The sequence below is a fragment of the Candidatus Omnitrophota bacterium genome, from assembly GCA_014728045.1.
In the GTDB taxonomy this organism is placed as follows: Bacteria; Omnitrophota; Gorgyraeia; order Tantalellales; family Tantalellaceae; genus WJMH01.
The window spans coordinates 78154-95795 of sequence record WJMH01000007.1 but is presented as its reverse complement, the minus strand read 5'-3'; the positions used below and the strand labels follow the sequence as shown (position 1 = coordinate 95795).

Annotated in this window: 26 protein-coding genes and 1 riboswitch; of the genes, 24 read left to right on the top strand and 2 right to left on the bottom strand. The window is 46.8% G+C overall.

What is annotated here, in order from left to right; translation table 11 throughout:
* Window positions 1-396 carry a YbgC/FadM family acyl-CoA thioesterase gene (locus tag GF409_01850; GenBank protein MBD3425958.1) on the top strand — a complete coding sequence of 132 codons (396 nt, stop codon included), beginning with the start codon at window positions 1-3 and terminating at the stop codon, window positions 394-396.
* Window positions 397-411: 15 nt separating this feature from the next.
* On the opposite strand, the gene GF409_01845 is transcribed toward GF409_01850, so the two are convergent.
* Entirely contained in the window at window positions 412-1065 is a 654-nt protein-coding gene (locus GF409_01845; protein ID MBD3425957.1) for a hypothetical protein, read from the bottom strand.
* Window positions 1062-1883: an AAA family ATPase gene (locus GF409_01840; GenBank protein MBD3425956.1), complete on the bottom strand. Its 822-nt coding sequence runs from the start codon at window positions 1881-1883 to the stop codon at window positions 1062-1064. The genes GF409_01845 and GF409_01840 overlap by 4 nt, the downstream gene beginning before the upstream one ends.
* Window positions 1884-2018: 135 nt before the next feature.
* On the opposite strand from GF409_01840, the gene GF409_01835 reads away from it, so the two are divergent.
* From GF409_01835 to gltA, 23 genes are all read left to right on the top strand, one after another.
* Window positions 2019-2387 (top strand): hypothetical protein, encoded by a 369-nt coding sequence (locus tag GF409_01835; GenBank protein MBD3425955.1) that lies wholly within the window; start codon window positions 2019-2021, stop codon window positions 2385-2387.
* Between the two features lie 87 nt (window positions 2388-2474).
* On the top strand, window positions 2475-2801 hold the full coding sequence (locus GF409_01830; protein ID MBD3425954.1) for an exosortase system-associated protein, TIGR04073 family: 327 nt from the start codon (window positions 2475-2477) through the stop codon (window positions 2799-2801).
* Window positions 2802-2865: 64 nt separating this feature from the next.
* Window positions 2866-3261 carry a hypothetical protein gene (locus tag GF409_01825; GenBank protein MBD3425953.1) on the top strand — a complete coding sequence of 132 codons (396 nt, stop codon included), beginning with the start codon at window positions 2866-2868 and terminating at the stop codon, window positions 3259-3261.
* Window positions 3262-3280: 19 nt separating this feature from the next.
* Window positions 3281-3778 (top strand): hypothetical protein, encoded by a 498-nt coding sequence (locus GF409_01820; protein MBD3425952.1) that lies wholly within the window; start codon window positions 3281-3283, stop codon window positions 3776-3778.
* Between the two features lie 148 nt (window positions 3779-3926).
* The gene (locus GF409_01815; protein ID MBD3425951.1) at window positions 3927-4274 is read left to right on the top strand and encodes an HIT domain-containing protein; all 348 of its coding nucleotides are present in this window, start codon (window positions 3927-3929) and stop codon (window positions 4272-4274) included.
* A 54-nt stretch (window positions 4275-4328) separates the two neighbouring features.
* Window positions 4329-4691, top strand: a complete 363-nt coding sequence (locus tag GF409_01810; GenBank protein MBD3425950.1) for a hypothetical protein — start codon at window positions 4329-4331, stop codon at window positions 4689-4691.
* 7 nt (window positions 4692-4698) lie between these two features.
* Window positions 4699-5115 (top strand): YjbQ family protein, encoded by a 417-nt coding sequence (locus GF409_01805; GenBank protein MBD3425949.1) that lies wholly within the window; start codon window positions 4699-4701, stop codon window positions 5113-5115.
* On the top strand, window positions 5084-5650 hold the full coding sequence (locus tag GF409_01800; GenBank protein MBD3425948.1) for a DUF4416 family protein: 567 nt from the start codon (window positions 5084-5086) through the stop codon (window positions 5648-5650). Before GF409_01805 ends, GF409_01800 begins: the two co-directional genes overlap by 32 nt.
* A 77-nt stretch (window positions 5651-5727) precedes the next feature.
* Complete coding sequence (locus GF409_01795; protein MBD3425947.1) at window positions 5728-6297, top strand: hypothetical protein; 570 nt, start codon at window positions 5728-5730, stop codon at window positions 6295-6297.
* On the top strand, window positions 6294-8120 hold the full coding sequence (locus GF409_01790; GenBank protein MBD3425946.1) for a hypothetical protein: 1827 nt from the start codon (window positions 6294-6296) through the stop codon (window positions 8118-8120). Before GF409_01795 ends, GF409_01790 begins: the two co-directional genes overlap by 4 nt.
* A gap of 56 nt (window positions 8121-8176) precedes the next feature.
* The gene (locus GF409_01785) at window positions 8177-8602 is read left to right on the top strand and encodes an exosortase system-associated protein, TIGR04073 family (protein ID MBD3425945.1); all 426 of its coding nucleotides are present in this window, start codon (window positions 8177-8179) and stop codon (window positions 8600-8602) included.
* A gap of 156 nt (window positions 8603-8758) precedes the next feature.
* On the top strand, window positions 8759-9127 hold the full coding sequence (locus tag GF409_01780; GenBank protein MBD3425944.1) for a hypothetical protein: 369 nt from the start codon (window positions 8759-8761) through the stop codon (window positions 9125-9127).
* An 18-nt stretch (window positions 9128-9145) separates the two neighbouring features.
* Window positions 9146-9511, top strand: coding sequence for a hypothetical protein (locus GF409_01775; GenBank protein MBD3425943.1), 366 nt, complete (start codon window positions 9146-9148; stop codon window positions 9509-9511).
* A gap of 42 nt (window positions 9512-9553) precedes the next feature.
* Window positions 9554-9907, top strand: coding sequence for an aspartate 1-decarboxylase (locus GF409_01770; GenBank protein ID MBD3425942.1), 354 nt, complete (start codon window positions 9554-9556; stop codon window positions 9905-9907).
* Window positions 9908-10483: a peptide deformylase gene (gene def / locus GF409_01765; GenBank protein MBD3425941.1), complete on the top strand. Its 576-nt coding sequence runs from the start codon at window positions 9908-9910 to the stop codon at window positions 10481-10483.
* Entirely contained in the window at window positions 10428-10871 is a 444-nt protein-coding gene (locus GF409_01760; GenBank protein MBD3425940.1) for a GatB/YqeY domain-containing protein, read from the top strand. The genes def and GF409_01760 overlap by 56 nt, the downstream gene beginning before the upstream one ends.
* A 13-nt stretch (window positions 10872-10884) precedes the next feature.
* A complete protein-coding gene (locus tag GF409_01755) occupies window positions 10885-12105 on the top strand; it encodes a DUF21 domain-containing protein (GenBank protein ID MBD3425939.1) in 1221 nt (406 codons plus the stop codon).
* Window positions 12102-13094: a DUF21 domain-containing protein gene (locus GF409_01750; GenBank protein MBD3425938.1), complete on the top strand. Its 993-nt coding sequence runs from the start codon at window positions 12102-12104 to the stop codon at window positions 13092-13094. The genes GF409_01755 and GF409_01750 overlap by 4 nt, the downstream gene beginning before the upstream one ends.
* The gene (locus tag GF409_01745; protein ID MBD3425937.1) at window positions 13091-13777 is read left to right on the top strand and encodes a hypothetical protein; all 687 of its coding nucleotides are present in this window, start codon (window positions 13091-13093) and stop codon (window positions 13775-13777) included. The genes GF409_01750 and GF409_01745 overlap by 4 nt, the downstream gene beginning before the upstream one ends.
* Before the next feature lie 90 nt (window positions 13778-13867).
* Window positions 13868-14005: a hypothetical protein gene (locus tag GF409_01740; protein MBD3425936.1), complete on the top strand. Its 138-nt coding sequence runs from the start codon at window positions 13868-13870 to the stop codon at window positions 14003-14005.
* Window positions 14006-14073: 68 nt separating this feature from the next.
* Window positions 14074-15021 carry a radical SAM protein gene (locus GF409_01735; GenBank protein ID MBD3425935.1) on the top strand — a complete coding sequence of 316 codons (948 nt, stop codon included), beginning with the start codon at window positions 14074-14076 and terminating at the stop codon, window positions 15019-15021.
* 67 nt (window positions 15022-15088) lie between these two features.
* On the top strand, window positions 15089-15940 hold the full coding sequence (locus tag GF409_01730) for a sulfide/dihydroorotate dehydrogenase-like FAD/NAD-binding protein (protein MBD3425934.1): 852 nt from the start codon (window positions 15089-15091) through the stop codon (window positions 15938-15940).
* Window positions 15907-17319, top strand: a complete 1413-nt coding sequence (gene gltA / locus GF409_01725; protein ID MBD3425933.1) for an NADPH-dependent glutamate synthase — start codon at window positions 15907-15909, stop codon at window positions 17317-17319. Before GF409_01730 ends, gltA begins: the two co-directional genes overlap by 34 nt.
* 221 nt (window positions 17320-17540) lie before the next feature.
* Window positions 17541-17625, top strand: a riboswitch (cyclic di-GMP riboswitch).
* Window positions 17626-17642 lie beyond the last annotated feature (17 nt).

Here is a 17642-nt window from a genome sequence, read left to right as displayed (position 1 = left end):
GTGAGAGAGCACACCATAGAACACAGGGTCACATATAAAGAAACAGACCAGATGAGGGTCGTTTATTATTCTAATTACCTGGTATGGTTCGAGGTGGGGCGTACCGAATATTTCAGGTCAAGGGGTCTTGTATATAAGGACCTGGAAGAGAAGGAAAAGATATTCCTGCCTGTAGTCGAATCTCACTGCGTCTACCGGGCTCCGGTCAGATATGACGAAGTGGTCAGGGTCAAAACCAGGCTAAGCGACATAGTGCGGTCCAGGATGGTTTTTGAGTATGAGATAACCAGGGACGGTGCGATCACTACAACAGGCTATACGAAGCACGTTTTCGTCAATGGCAGCGGCAGACCTATCTCCATCCCGGAGACGATCAGGGAGAATCTCTCGAGATAACAATTATTCCTGAACTTAACGCATATGAAGTTCGTATTCCTTGTCCTGTGAGGATATGATCACTACCGAAGGCTCTATCCTGATAATGGTATAACCGTTGACGGTCTCACCTTCGGTTACGAGGACGCCGCCGATGATAGCTTGGGGCGCAGAGGGGGAATACATTATACCGCTTATCTGGGGCAGATCAGATGCTTCGGGCGCCGGGACAGGATTTTTAGCCGTAGGAGCAAGCTCTTCACTTGCCACAGGCATTTCATTCTTTTTGGCGTTCTCTTTGGCTGGGATCGCTGTCCGCTCAGCAGCCTCGTTCAAGCCCGCTCTTGTGACTTCAGGTGCTTGTTCGGAAGTTCCAGCCCGTTTATCTAAAAAGGGTCGCAAAAGAAGGAAAGACAGGATGAAGGCCCCGGAGGCTACTATTATACCGATGGTTATAAGGTAATGCGCATGGGGGCTTTTTTTTCTGTTCGTTTTTTCTGTTTTAGAGGTTGCTGTGTGTTCTTGAATGGGTCCGGGATTATCGATTGTTTCGGGGCCAGCGGCTTTTTCCATGCGCTGCATGCGGGCGGCAGCTTCGGCCCGGACCTTTTTGAGCTCTTCTTCTTCGCGTTTAATCTTTTCAGCCCGTTCCTTCTGGGCTTTTTGCAATGCCTTGGCTATTATGCTCATAATGCGATACTGTACCGTCCTTCTATTTCCTCTATGCTCTTTTCGATCACGCCCGGACCTATATCATGTGTCTCCTGCACGAACCCCATCAGCAGCGCTTTGTCGCAGAGAAGGTTTATAAGACGAGGGATTCCGTTGGAATATGAGTATATAAGGTCGCAGGACTCGGGAAAGAAACTTATGCTCTGTGAAGAGCCCGCGATCGCCAGCCGGTGATGTATGTATCCGTCGAGTTCATTCCGTTCAAGGGCCCTGATGTGGAACCGGACGCTTATTCGCTGGCGCAACTGTACAAGGGCACGGGAATTCAGCTTGTCATGAAGTTCCGGTTGTCCCACAAGTATTATCTGCAGCAGTTTTTCCTTGTCTGTTTCAAGATTGGACAGCATTCGAATGGTCTCGAGAGTTGACTTACGCAGGTTTTGAGCTTCATCTATTATAAGAACGGTATTGTTGCCCAGTGCGAGTTCTTCCAGAAGGAACTGGTTAAGCTGTTTCAGGAATGCCACTTTGTTGCGTCTTTCAGGTTCGATACCGAAATCAGTTACTATAGCTTCAAGTAGCTGTGTTTCCGGCAGGCTCGAATTAAAGATGAGTGAGGTCTTGGTCTTTTCGTCAAGCTGCTTGATAAGAGCCCTGCATAATGTAGTTTTGCCGGCACCGACCTCACCGGTTATTTCGATGAAACCTTTCCTGGCATGTATGCCGTAGAGAAGGTGATCCAGCGCTTCTCTGTGGGTATGGCTAAGATAAAGAAAATCCGGGTCGCTGGTGACGTTGAAAGGGTTTTCTTTAAGGCCGAAAAAATCAAGATACATCTAGCGGACAACCTCCTTTTACAATAGTATTATACCTCGTTAGATATTGCTGTAAAGCGAAATCTGAGAGCACCCTTGGTAAGTTTCGACGAAGCGCTTGAATTTGGATGAATACTAAGGTAATATTTAATTGTTATGATGTGGGATGGAATAGACCAGAGAAGGTTTCCCCGGATAAGTTACAAATGCCGTATTCGTTTTTCGAGGGGCGGCAAGGAAGAACTTATTGAAACTTTTACTGAAAATATCGGTGCCGGTGGCATTTGCGTGGTGCTCGAGAAAGAATTCAAGCTCTTTGAGAATGTTTCGATGGAGATATATCTGCAGGAAGACAAGGAGCCGTTCAGATGCGGCGGTACGGTGGTCTGGGTCGTAAAAAGACATCCTACAACCGGAGAGGAGAAGCCGAGGTATGACATGGGTATAGAGTTCACGGACATATCCGAAAAGGACCGTCTCAGGATTTCTAGGATGGTCGAAGATATATTAAGGGCCAAAACTTGACATACCAATATACCCATGATATACTTCTGGTAATTTTAATAATAGATGTTTATAAATTGTATTTTTTTTTGAGGAGGAGGTGAAAACATGAAGGCGATAAAAACTTTAATGATTTGTTTTGTCATCATAGCGATGGTAGGTATGGCTACCCAGTGTTATGCACAGGATCCTGCGAAGAAGCTTGGCAGAGGTCTGGCCAACATTCTCACGGGTTGGGTAGAGCTTCCTAAGAACATCTATGATACGAGTGTTGAAGAAAACGTACTTTCCGGGCTTACGATGGGTCTGGCCAAAGGCGTCGGTATGACAATAGTCAGGACGGGTGCTGGTGTATATGAAACAGTGACATTCCCGTTTCCGATACCTGAGGACTACCAGCCTGTTCTCGAACCGGAATTTGTGTTCAGCGAATAATGCACCAAAGGTTAGATTGATATACAGAAAGGGGGCGATTTCACATCGTCCCTTTTCTGTTATTATGGCTTTAACCGGAATATTTGATTTTAACGAGGAACAAATGGCAGAAGAAAAAAGAAAGTACATGCGATTCAATGTCCTGCTGGATGCAATATGCCACAGAAAAGGTGTTCAGCGGAAATTAAAAGTCAATAATTTCAGTAAAGAAGGGATAGGCCTGCTTAGCAAAGAATCTTTCTCCCCGGGGGAGAAGGTCGAAATAGAGCTCATGATACCGGGCGATAATGTGCCCGTCATGTTGCAGGGGGAGATCGCATGGTCAGGTGATCCCATAGCTGATAACGTTCATCGGAAAAGCGGGATGAAATTCCATAAAGTATGCAACGGCGACAGGGGCAGGATACTGGAGTACATCTATCAGAATTGGATAATGCCTTCCGGTGCTGATATAAAATAAACGGAATTGGAGGAGTATAATGGTTTCGAATGAAGAAAAAAATGAAAAGAAAACACCTGAAGAAGCCGGCAAAGAAGAAAAACCTGTAGAAGAAAAAGCTCCTGAGAAGGCTGCGGAAAAAGAAAAGAAGGAAGAGAGGCCGGCTGAGGAGAAACCCGCGGAAGAAGAAAAGAAGGAAGAGAAGCCGGCTGAGGAGAAACCCACGAAAGAAGAAAAGAAGGAAGAGAAGCCGGCCGAAGAGAAACCCGCGGAAGAAGAGAAGAAGGAAGAAACTGAAGAGTCCAAGAAAGGACCATCAAGCCAGCCCAAGGCCACAAAGCCGCCTAAACCCACCGAATGTGCCGGATGCGGTAAACCTTTGAGGAAGCGCCTTTGGTATTACAGGAACGGTGGATTCTATTGCACGAAAAAATGCTTTAAGCGTAAGGTTGAGGAAGATCGCAAAAAGGCCGAGGAAGAGGCCCAAAAGGCCCAAGAAGAAGCAAAGAAGGCTGCTGAAGAAGGTCCCAAGGAATAGGATCTTTCCATAAGTGGATCATGGGCCCAAGGTTCGTTTTTATGAAGATCGGACCTTGGGTCTTTTTTTATGTAGAACACTTCCTTGAAGAATAAAGCCGTAATGAATGCATTGAAAAATACTTCTGCCATGTTATAATAATCTTGTTATGAGTGAAGATTGTCTATTTTGTAAAATAATTGATAAAGAAATACCGGCAGATATCGTCTATGAAGACGATCAAATGATAGCTTTCAAGGATATCAATCCCAAGTCGCCGGTACATCTTCTTTTCATACCGAAAAAACATATAGCAAATCTGAATGACGTATCCGATGAAGACGCTTCGCTCATCGGACGTATCCTTGTAAAGATAAAGGATCTAGCCGGCGAAAGCGATGTGGCGGAGAAGGGTTACAGGGTCGTTATAAACTGTAATCAGGATGCTGGTCAGGAAGTGTTCCATATCCATGTACACCTTCTTGGCGGCAGGAAGTTCGAGTGGCCGCCCGGATAAGATCTTTTTGTCAAAAGCGTCGTGAAAAGATAAATAACATTTCTTGGAGGAAAAATGGCCCAAAAAACCGAAAGGCGTAAATATCCGCGTGTAAAGGATAAGGACATATCAATAAAACTCTCCGGTGACGGCTTTAACGCCATAACTCAGAGCCTTGACGTAAGCGCATCAGGTGTCTACTGTAAAGTTGCCGAAAAGATTCCCGTCATGACTAAGGTGCAGGTCGTTCTCACCATACCCGGCAAAAACAGATCATCGAGGTCGCTCAACATGAACATTGACGGCGTTGTCGTAAGGGAACATCCTGTTATGAAGGACGGACGGGTAGAACATTATGATGTCGCGATCTTTTTCAGCTCTCTACTCCCCAAAGAGAGGGATATCCTGGTAAAATACATCGAATCCAAAGGCAATTGACCTTACTATGGTTATTACCAAAAGTATTTCTGTTGATACCAAGGGAAATACCGATGTTATAGATATAACAACGGATTGCCGCGAAATACTGGATTCGACCGGTTTGGATAACGGATCGATGATCATTTTCAATCCTGGGTCTACGGGTAGCCTCACGACCATTGAATTTGAGCCTAACCTGGTGAAGGACTTTCGCGAGGCACTTGAAATAGTCGCCCCTTCTGATAAAACATATCACCACGCAAAGACCTGGCACGATGATAACGGATCATCTCACGTCAGGGCTTCACTTATGGGGCCGTCCATAACGGTTCCTTTTACGGGCCGGCAGTTGACCCTGGGAACATGGCAGCAGATCGTTTTCTGCGACTTTGATACGCGTCCTCGCAGGCGTGAACTCGTTGTTCAGGTTATCGGGGAATGATATTAGCATGGGCGTTATCGTCGATCAAAAACCAGTCAAACTCATCGCCAGTATCATCTGCAGAGAAGGTGAATCCACCTCCTGGGTCGAGAGTTCTCTTGTGGACGAATTCGGCTTCCTGGAGGGCCTGACGAGGAAACTTCCCTTCGATTTTACCGATTATTACCAGAAGGAATTCGGCAAGCCCCTTGAACGCAGATTTATATGTTTCAAGAGACCTGTGGGGCTAGAGAAAATGCCTCTGGTCAAGATAGCTGCGAACAGGATCGAAGACGGTTTCAGGCAGGATGGTAAAAGGAGATTCAATATAGACCCCGGCTATGTTACTGAAGCCAAGCTAGTACTCCTTACGACCAAGGATTACAGTCACAGGATACATATTGGCAATAACATATTCGCCGAATCCACTCTTCATTATCAGGGCGGAACGTTTAAAAGCTGGCCATGGACTTATCCGGATTACGCGTCCAAGGAGTCCATAGCTTACTTTAATGAGGTGCGAGAGCTTTATGCGCTGGATCGAAAAGATTTATGACGGCTCTTGACATTAGAGCCTTTGGATGATAAATATTAATTTCACTTTTACAAGCGATTATTTTGGATTTACTTGCCATGCCAATTAAAAAGAAGCATATACTGGTAGCCATATTCTCTTCACTGATCATATCGGTCGTGCTTATGGCCACCTTTGCCGGGTACATGCTGTATATCCAGTGGAAAAAAGACAGTTTCGCGCTGGATTACCGTAATTCAATATATAAACTTACCGCGGAACTTTTTAAGAGCGACGTTCTTATAAAGAACGTCAGCCTTAGAATGAAACAGAAGGAGCCCTTTTCGGGAAAACCGCTTTTCGAGGGTACTATAAAGAATAACACCGATAAGACCATCACTTCACTTTTAGTGGAAGTATATATCCAGGAACCCGACGGCAACGTGATTTACAGGCGCTGGTTCTATCCCCTGGGGGAGGAGCCCTACGGGGATCCTTCGGTGTTCTTCGGGACACAGCCCAAGAAGAACATACTTTCTCCCGGCGAGGAGATCTCGTTCGCTTATCCGTTGCTAAATTGTCCCAAGAAAGTTATCTCAGAAGTTTCAAGGAAGTCAAGGTTCGCAAAGCGCGATTCCTACGGCAACCTGACCTTAACATGCTCCGTAGTGGGGCTGGATGTAATATGAAAAAGCTCGTCATATCCTTCGTCGCAGCGGTCATTCTTGTAATACTACTTTTCGTGACCGCATTTTTATACATCGATATGAGCGGTCACAGGAATTTCGCCTATGAAGTCTTCGTGGGAGGGAGGCTTTACGGTTCCGTCAAGGTCGACAGGTACGTTACCGAGAACAAAATAGTGTTTAAGAGCTCTTCTATTTTTCCGTATTCAATGGGGTACCCGACAACCAGCGAAAAACTCTTCCTTAACAAGAGGACAAAGATGCCTATTAAGTTCACTAGTGAGTCTGTCGGCACTCGCGGGCGGAAACGTATCATCATGCTCGACCAGAATGATGAATTGACGGATTTCCTCTATCTGGAACACCCAAGGTACATAACCCTTAAGGAGTTTGAAACCGGTGAAAAGACAATGATCTTTTCGCCTCGGGATGTCCTGTCATATATGCCGCTCATGGAGAAATACAATTACTGGAAAAAAGGCGCTCAGTTCTTCGAGGTCATGATCCCACCGGAAAGTCCGATACCTCCTTTGCGTGAAAAGATAGAGGTGAGGTATCTTCGTGACGAATATATACCCGTTATGGGCAGAAGGATAGAGGGGGAAAGCTACAAGATCAGCGCAAGGGGTATACCCGAGGCGACGGTAGTTGTCTCAAAGTATGGCCACCGGGTGCTTGCACTTGATGTAGGACAGGGGAAGATGAGATTCGATCTTATCGGATATATAGAAGGACCCGGAAAACGGCTCAGGCCTTTCATGGAGAAATTCAGTGAATGGGTGGATTTGCTGAAAAAAGGCGGCTCTTTGTTCGGTGGAAAGCACTCGGATGCGGAGAGGCGGGCTGCTGAAAGAACTGACGTTCACAAAAGTCCTGATAGAAAGATCAACGGTTCACGAGAAGTTTTCTTCGAAAGCGACAATCTTATCCTTTCGGGTAAGATCTGGTATCCCCCCGCAGAGGAGGGACCCTTTCCTGCCGTTCTACTTATACCGGAGGACGGTCCTGTTACCACCGGAGAGAGGTCCATGCTGAAAGCGATCGCAAGGAACTTGTCAACTTACGGCATAATTGCTATGGTTTACGACGGGCCGGGGCAGGGGAAAAGCCAGGGATCTTTTTCCAGTATGGATGACGGCAAGCGGATTGCGATTATAAAGGACGCAGTTCGGTTCTTGAGCCAGCAACCCGGGGCCAATGCCGCTTCAGTGTCCCTTGTAGGCTACTCTGAAGGCGGGTTCATAGCGATCAAGACCGCTTACTTGGATGAAAATATCCATTCCTGCATATTATTGGGCCTTCCCACTGGATTTGAAAAAGAGATACTTTCGGAAACTGATCTGTCGAAAACCGTGCAAAAACTGCTTGAAGAGCAGGGTATAGGCCCCTTGGATGACCAGTTCATGCAAACCATCGCGGATATGGTCAGAGAACATCTTTTATCGATCTTGCAATCCGGTGAAAATGTGACATATTTCATGGGGATGGAAATGCCCGTGAGAGAATACAGGCAGCTCATCGAAAGAAAACCGTATGAACTTATGTTGTCATATGATAAGCCCCTGTTCCTGGTTGTGGGTCGGGACGATAAATATTTTGATCCGAGGTTGATCGCCAGACTAAAAGTTGCGCTTAAACAGAAGAATAAACTCAACAAAGTCGCTGAATTTCGTTATCCGGGACGGTATATGGGGGCAATGGCCGCAAAAGATGATTCATGGGAGTTTCTCATAAATCCGGATGTTTTGCGTACGATCAGTAAATGGATACACGATAGTTCCGCGCCCGTTCCGGCGGAGCCAACCAAGAGTGCTCCACAGCCGTAAATGGCTATACTATATAATATTATTAATTATGGTTTATTTGACTTTTGGGTTATATTATGTTATATTTCAGACAAATAATTAAGGGGGTGGAGATGAAAAAGTTTTTAACCGTTTTTTTTCTCGCTATATTAGTTTTATCTATCACTTTCACCGCATTCGCTGCTGATATGCCGGAAAAGACCGAAATGAAAAGAATGCCGGCTTCTTCTGCCAAAACGCCTTCGGGATATCCCGCAGGACCGATACAGAAGGCCGAAAGGGGATTTATGAACCTCGCTTTCGGATGGAGCGAAATCCCCAGGGGTGTGGTTGACAAGACAAAAGCGAGCAATCCCATAACCGGTCTTTTGGTGGGCGGATGGCAGGGTGTCTGCAGGGCGTTCGCGAGGACTGTTTCAGGAGCAGCGGATCTGGCGACTTTCCCAATAGGTGGATACGAGGAACCTGCCGTTTTACCGGATATGCCCGCGGCACGCGATTGATTTTAAGTTTAGTTCAACTCAGTCTATATGTTACAATATGTATAATTTTGTTGGGCAGGTAGTTGTCAGTTCTTTCTATTTTTTGTTTAACAAATTTGAAAGCGAGCGCTCTGAACATGTTGATGTCGCTCGCTTTCAATTAAATTTAGGGATAATATGAAGCTGAAGTTACCCGAAAGAAGACGTTTCATAAGAGTTGAAATACCTCTGAAGGTCATTGTTAACACTGATGGACGCAAGGAGGAGGTCGTTACAAAGAACGTTTCCCCTGTGGGTCTGCGATTTACGGTGGATAAGCAGTTTGAGAAGGACGAGGACCTTAAGATGTCACTTTATCTTCCCACGAGCGAAGAACCCATTGGTCTCGTGGGAAAGGTTATCTGGCAGACAAAGACCAGCCTGGAAGATAACGCTCCTTATGATGTCGGTATAGAGATAACCCAGATCAAAGATGAGAATAAGAACGTATTTTTGAAATACTTATGTGACCTTCTGTATTCTTCCACGTACAAGGAGCGCACTTAATCTTCCCGGAGGTGTAACTTGAAGTATCCCGATTTAGTTGCCGTTGTGTTAGTGTGTTTTATGCTTGCGGGCTGTTCCGGAATAGAGTCGCCAAACACGGACGAATTCCTTAAACAACCTCTGGGTAACGGAGGGCTTGAACTTGGTATGACGAAGGATCATGTTGAGGATATGTACGGGGAGCCGAACGGCAAACGTATGGTAAAGTCCGGTGAATGGAAAGAGCCGAGGGAGGAATGGTTCTACAAAGCTACAGTATCGGCCCTGCCGATGAATGCCGGATATCTTTCGGATGACCTGTACCTTTACTTTGATGGAGACAATCTGACGAATATAAGCAAAAGACCAATGGGCAAAAGTGCCGATGATCTGAATATAAAGTGATCATGCCGCCTTGGGGTCTTTTCCGCATGGGAGCTCTCAACTATGTTAAGGATATTTTGCAAGTCCAAGATAACAAATGCTTCGATTACGGATAAACATCTTGAATATAACGGAAGCATTGGTATAGATAAAGCGATACTTGACGCAACTGATATTATGCCGGGCGAACAGGTCCAGGTGCTTAATGCCAACAACGGCGAACGTCTGACAACCTACGTGATAGAAGAAGAGGAGAATTCGGGCAAGATAATACTCTATGGCCCCGCTGCAAGAAAAGGCGAGGTAGGAGACGGGCTTGTCATCCTATCTTATTGCATTATGGAAACCAAGGAACGCCATAATTTCAATATGAGGAAGGTCGCTCTCGGCAAGAACAACCAGTGTAAGTCTAAATAAGTGGAGCAGCTAGAACTTAAAACATATCCCGATCCGTGTCTTAGGATCAAGACCAAACCGGTCGAGCAATTCGATAAAGATCTCGATAAGATCCTGCGTGTTATGGCGGACATTATGTATGTGAACCAGGGCATCGGTCTTGCAGCGCCGCAGGTAGGGCTTGGTCTCAGTATTTTCGTCATGGACACCGGTTCGGGTCTAGTTAATTTCATTAACCCGCAGATCATCGAAGTTTCCGACCACAAGACCAGCATGGAAGAAGGGTGTCTTAGCCTGCCTGGCGTTCTGGTCAACGTTTCTCGTCCTGCTAATGTCAAAGTGCGGGCTCAGGATGCAAGGGGCGAATTCTTCATTAAAAGGCTGGATGCCCTTGAAGCCAAGGCAGTGCAACATGAGATCGACCACCTTGCCGGAAAACTCATTATTGATTACTTGGATCCCGTAAGGCACTTTATCGCTAAATTCAAACTCTCTACACATAAACGTAAACAGCACATCAAAACATGTGAGGTAATATGCCATGTTGGAAAAAAAGATAACGGAAGACCTGGCCGCGGCGCTGAAGGCAAAAGATAAGACGAAAGTATCCGTTCTCAGGATGGTACTGAGCGAGATCAAGAATAAAAAGATCGCAGAAAGGGTAGACCAGCTCGGTGACCAGCAGGTCATTTCCGTTATACAGAAAATGGCCCGGAAACATAAAGAATCCATAGAACAGTTCAAAAAAGGAGAAAGACAGGATCTCGTAGACAAAGAGTCCGCAGAAATGAAGGTACTGGATGAATATCTGCCAGAACAGTTGCCCGAGGAAGAGCTGATAGGGATAATCAATGAGGCGATAGATAAAACAGGTGCTTCTTCGCCCCGGGACATGGGCAAGGTCATGGGGGAAGTTCTCGGACGCGTGTCGGGACGGGCTGACGGGAAGACTGTTAGCAGGATCGTGAAAGAGAAGTTGTCATAACAAGCAGAACGAAGTGTATATAACTATATTTATTTTATTATTGGTCGCTTCCGCATTTTTTTCGAGTTCGGAGACCGCTTTTCTTTCAATAGGCAAGATAAAGCTCAAGCAGATAGAGGGGATGGGCCGCCCAGCCGCCAGAAAAGTCGTCTCCCTTCTCCGAAATCCCCATAAGCTTCTTGTTACTATCCTTGTCGGTAATACACTTGTAAATATTGCCGCAAGTAGCGTATTCACGCAGATCTCCTATAAAACCCTCGGGGAAAAAGGGATAATAGTATCGATTATATCGATGACAGCCATAGTGCTGGTCTTTGGCGAAGTTACCCCTAAGATGTTTGCTCTTGCCAACGCCATGAAGGTTTCTTTCTTCGCATCCTTTCCGCTTCTGTTTTTCGAAAAACTTTTCGCTCCACTGAGGTACGTCCTGAGCGGGATATCCCACAGGATAGTAAAAAGCATCGGCGTTAACGTTTCGCTTGAAAAGCCCGGGATAACCGAACAGGAGATAAGGTCCCTTCTGCATCTGGGTAAAAAAAGGGGCATCGTCAAGGAAAAAGAAAAAGACATGATCGACAGTATCCTCGAATTCAAGGAGCTTAACGCGGCTGATATAATGACCCCGAGGATCGAAATGGTGGCCCTCGACATGACAGCCGGAAGAGAAGACCTGATCCGCCAGATAAAGGAGAGTCAGTATTCAAGGTTGCCTGTCTACGTGCACACGATCGACAACATAGTCGGGATAATACATTCAAAGGATTTTCTCCTGAGTGAGAATAAACCGGTAAAAGATCTTGTAAAAAAACCATATTTTGCGCCCGAGAGCATGAAGATAGATGACCTTCTACAGGAGCTGCAGAGGCATCATCTTCATGCTGCTGTTGTGACCGACGAGTACGGGGTCACTTCAGGCCTTGTTACGATAGAAGACATATTGGAAGAAATAGTGGGTGAGATACGGGATGAGCTTGACTTTGAGACCCCTAACATAAAAAAAATAGACCAGAAAACATTTGAGGTGAACGGGCAGACCCATATCGACGAGGTTAACGAGCAGCTCAATATGGGCATTGAGACCGAAGAGGTCGACACTATTGGTGGGTACGTCATACTCAAGTTCGGGAAGATCCCGCAGGCCGGGGATACTGTCGATGTCAACGATTTTGTGGTAACGGTCAAGGATGTTTCTAAGAACAGGGTGACGGGTCTTGTCATAGAAAGAATGCAATGATCACTATTTACACCATACTGGTAATCGGGGCGATCCTTATGCAGGCCTTTTTTACTGCCTCAGAAATGGCCTTTACGAGCGTGAACCGCATAAAACTGAAGGGGCTGATGGAGTCTGGGGATCCGGAAGCCGTTAAGCTCAACGCTTTTCTCCATGAAGAGGGAGGCTATCTCGGAACCACCCTGGTAGGAACGAATATTGCTGTTATTATATCTAGTGTGCTTGCGACAAGGATATTTGCCGAGTATTGCGGAACCGCCATTGCGCCGCTTCTTGCCACGATCATCATGGTTCCGGTTTCGCTTGTATTTGCCGAGATAGTGCCCAAGATGATATCCCGGCAGTATGCAACGGAATTCTCGCTTAAGGCACAGTCCGCTCTGGGCGGGTTCAGGAGAATCTTTTCTCCAATAATCCTGGCGGTCAACACCACGGCCAAGATACTTCTTTTTCCTTTCGGACGCCGCCGTGTCAACTGGGACGTTACATTCACCAAGAGCGATCTTAAGAAGGTGCTGCTTCTCGGCCACGAAACCGGCGAGGTTGAGGCTGATGAGGTTGAGCTGATCCACAGAGTGCTTGATTTTGGCAAAAAGAAGGTCGAAAGCATAATGGTACCGATGTACCGGGTATCCTCCCTGAACATAGAGGATTCTACTGACAATCTAAAAAGACTTGTTTCCATGACGGGTTTCTCGCGAATTCCGATTTATAAAGGAAATAAGAATAATATCGCCGGCATAGTGAACATTTATGATATACTTTTCCATATGGAGGAAGAGACCCAGGGGATAGAAGACTTCCTCCGGGACCCTGTTTACATTAACAGAAAAGACGGGCTTGATATCGCGCTAGCCCGTTTGAGGCACAAAAAACAGCCTATGGGCATTGTGACCGGGGAAGATGAAAAGGTAGTCGGGATAGTAACGATAGAGGACATTCTTGAAGAGATCGTAGGTGAAATAGAAGACACAGGACAGGAACTATGACTTCACTTTTTGTAATACCCGTAATTGTCATCATTGTTATATCGGTATTCATAGTCAAGATCGGGTCGGTGGCCCTTAACCTTACCGGGCTTGACGATAAGCGTTCGTTCTTCCAGGCCCTGTCGGCCTTCACGGGAACAGGTTTCACGACAAGAGATTCCGAACTCGTGGTCAATAATGATATAAGAAGGAAGATTATCATTTTCCTCATGATCCTAGGTAACGCTGGTTTCATTACCGTCATAACTACATTGATACTGTCTTTCCAGAAAGGGGGCATAACCCCGGTATTGATCAATGTGGTGGTGATCCTGCTGGCGATACTTCTTATCATCCGAGTATCCCTGCATAAGGGCATAACAAGGAAACTTACTAAAAAGATACAGCAGAAGCTCATAAAAAGCCCTACTTTTACCAAGAGACCCGTTGAGGAGATCTTGAGGCTTGCGGAGGGGTATGGTATCGCCGAAGTCACCCTTGACGAAAAATGCGGCGATATAGGCAAAACCCTGTTCGATTCCTCTTTCAGGCAGAAGGATATTCTCATAATCGCCATTGAGAGGCATTCCGGGGTCATCCCGGCTCCTCACGCTTCCGATAAGTTGCTTGTTGGGGACACTCTTATCTGTTACGGTAAGCTGCACAATATAGAGAAGATCACCGCCGAAGCAGAAAACGAATAAATTAGCCATTCTTGACAAATTGCTTTTTTATGTTACATTTATTGTAAATTCCGGGAAATATATTCTTATAAAAGCCGAACGGAGGGATCAATGAATAGACTCTATTCTCTCGTTGCGATTCTTGTCATAACCGCTTTTCTTGCCGGTTGTGGAGAGACCGTAAACGGGATGATCAAGGACACCAAACGCATCGGCAAAGGCGTAAAAACTGTCTTTGTAAGGGACTAAAGTTCGTTTAAATCAGGAGGCGAGCCGAAAACCGTTAAATCGGGTTCGGCTCGTTTTGCGTGTTCCGAATGGCAACCGACGATAAAAGAGTCCGGATCGAAAAAGTGCTTCCCGACATTAGAAAGATGCTGGAAGTGTGCGTTCTCTGTAGGAGGGAATGCCGCGCCGAGCGTGCTAAAGGTCAGGGGGGATACTGCCGCTCCGGGTTTAATGCGGTCATCCACAGTTATGGCCTTCATCACGGTGAAGAACCACCCATCTCGGGGTATGGAGGTTCAGGGACGATATTCTTTTCCAACTGCAGCATGGGTTGTGTCTATTGCCAGAATTACCAGTTCAGCCAATCCGAACTTGGCCGGGAAGTAACCTCAAGTGAACTTGCCGGGATCATGATGGAGCTGCAGGATACAGGGGCCCATAATATCAACCTGGTCACACCTACTCATTTTGTTTATCCGATCCTGGAGGCGTTGAGGGAGGCTTGTATCAGAGGATTGGAAATACCGGTTGTTTATAATACTGGTGGGTATGATTCTCTTGCGGTGATCAAGGCCCTGGATGGCATTGTGGATATTTACCTGCCCGATATGCGTTATTCGGATGACCGGATGGCCGAAAAATATTCCTGCTCACCGGACTATGTCGCCAATAATCGTGCTATAGTCAGTCAGATGAATAGCCAGGTGAGTAGACTGGTCACTGAAGACGGCGTGGCCAAAAGAGGCCTTATCATAAGACTTCTGATACTGCCGGGAAACATCTCGGGAACTTTAAATACTCTCGAATTCATCGCGGAGGAACTGGGCAAAGACACGTATATAAGCGTTATGAGCCAGTACTACCCGGCGTATAAGGCCGGGGAGTACGCCGAGTTGGCCGGCAGCATTAGTCTTGATGATTACCACGCTGTAATCGACAAAATGGAGCAGCGGGGGCTTGATAACGGATGGGTGCAGTCTTACCACGGGGGCTTCGACGAAAGATTCGCGGGGGAGAATTTCAAGCCGAATATCTGATTTTTCCTTGACAGCTGTAGCCTAATTAATAATAATAGGACGCTGATGGAACTAACCAGAGGTTAATATGCACAAAATTACCAGAAAAGAACAGCTTAATCCAGAAATATGTCTTGTGGAATTCAAGGCGCCTGACCTTGCCAAGGCCGCTGAGGCGGGGCAGTTCGTCATTCTCCGGATCGATGAAACGGGAGAGAGATTCCCCCTGACGCTTTATGACTGGGACAGCGAGAAGGGGACTGTCACCGTTGTCTGCCAGGCGGTGGGTGTCAGCACGAAGAAACTTTGCGCTTTGGAGGTCGGCGATTCAATACTTGACGCTGTCGGACCGCTGGGGCATGCCACTGAAACGCGGGATATCGGAAAGGTCATATGCATAGGCGGCGGTGTCGGCACGGCGGAAGCCTACCCGATCGCCCGAGCCATGAAAGAAAGCGGTAATGATGTCACGGTCATTATCGGGGCCCGGACGAAGGACCTTGTTATCTGCGAGGATGATATACGCCAGTTCTGTGACGACGTATACATAACGACGGATGACGGCAGCTACGGCGAAAAAGGTTTCGTTACCGATGTCCTGAAAAGGCTGCTGGAGAAGGAAGAGCACGACCTGGTATTCGCGATCGGACCGGTCATAATGATGAAGGCCGTTTCTGATCTTACGCGCGAATCTGAGGTGAGGACCCTTGTCTCGCTTAATTCCATAATGATAGACGGTACCGGAATGTGCGGCGGGTGCAGGCTTCTTTTTGACGGCAAACCCAAGTTCGCCTGTGTGGACGGCCCGGAATTCGACGCTCATCTGGTGGATTTTGCTGACCTTATGAAAAGAGGGGATAGGTACAAGGACAAGGAAACAGAAGCTGCTAGCCATTACGAGGAACAATGCAAGATAGGCCTGAAAAAAAACAACAAGTAGAGATGAGAGAGCAGTCCCCCGAGGAGCGCGTCAAGAACTTCAACGAGGTGCCCAGGGGCTACAGCGAAGAGGAAGCTGTCAGGGAGGCATCAAGATGCCTTCAGTGCAAGGTGGCTCCGTGCGTTGCCGGCTGCCCGGCTGAGGTGGATATACCCGCGTTCATAAAAGCGATCAAGGAGAAAAGGTTCGCCGAGGCCATAGAGATCATCAAAAGGACCAATAATCTCGGCGCCGTTTGCGGCAGGGTATGCCCCCAGGAAGACCAGTGCGAAGCCCAATGTGTCCTGGCAAGGACAGGTGAGCCCATCAATATAGGCGCGCTTGAGAGATTCGCCGCGGACTGGGAGAGGGAGAACAGGCAGAAGGCGATCGAGAAGAAGGCACCCGAACATGATAAGCCAGAGAAGGTCGGTGTCATAGGGGCCGGTCCGGCAGGGCTGGTGTGTGCCTCGGATCTTGCCAAAATGGGCTATGATGTCACTGTTTTCGAGGCTCTTCACAAGCCGGGCGGGGTGCTGACTTACGGGATCCCGGAGTTCAGGCTCCCTAAGGACATAGTCATGGATGAGGTCGAAAGTATCAAGAAGCTTGGCGTGGACATCAAGTGCAATTATATAATAGGCAAGATAAAGACCATTGAAGAGCTTAGGGATGAAGGGTTCAAAGCCTTTTTTATCGGAACCGGCGCGGGGCTTCCGAATTTCATGGGTATCCCGGGCGAGAACCTGAACGGTGTTTATTCGGCGAATGAGTTCCTCACTAGGGTCAATCTTATGAAGGCCTACAAGTTCCCCGAATACGATACACCCGTTAATGTCGGAAAACGTGTAGCCGTTGTCGGCGCCGGTAATGTTGCAATGGATTCGGCCAGGAGCGCTTTGCGTCTCGGTGCGGAAAAGGTTTATATCGTTTACAGGCGCAGCGAGAAAGAGATGCCCGCGAGGATAGATGAGATACATCACGCCCAGCAGGAAGGCATTGAATTCCACCTTCTGACCACGCCAGTTGAGATCATCGGTGATGAAAAGGGCGAGGTCAAGAAGCTCGTGTGTATAAAGAACGAACTCGGCGAGCCGGATGCAAGCGGACGTAGAAGGCCTGTTCCGGTAAAGGGCTCCGAATATGAAATGGATATGGATACGGTCATAATCGCGATAGGTAACTCCCCGAACCCAGTTCTTGTAAATACGATAAATGATCTCAAACTCGGCAAATGGGGCAATATTGACGCTGATGAAGAGACCTGCAGGACGAATATTGAAGACATATTCGCCGGTGGTGATATCGTTACCGGGGCGGCAACCGTTATCGCCGCTATGGGAGCGGGAAAAAGGGCCGCTCGATCGATCGATGAATACCTCAGATCAAAGAAAAAATAAAGAATAAAATTTTTTCTTTGTCTCGTTAGGAATACAAAAAGGCATGTGCTTTTCATAATCCCAACAGATATAGATAGTTAGAAATCGAGTGATCTGTTCATTTTATAACTCGTTTTTGACAGCAAAATATATTATCTATATGTTTGACTATCATAATGACATAAGGTAAAATAGATATGTAAGTTATTTTGATATAAAAGTTTGCGAATACATTGCTTTTTATTCGATTAGGGCAAAACCCGTGAAAGCGGGGGACGCAAAGCTCTAGAGCCTAAGGCCTGAAGGCTACGGTAGTCAGTTGCGAATTGACGAACTATTGTAAA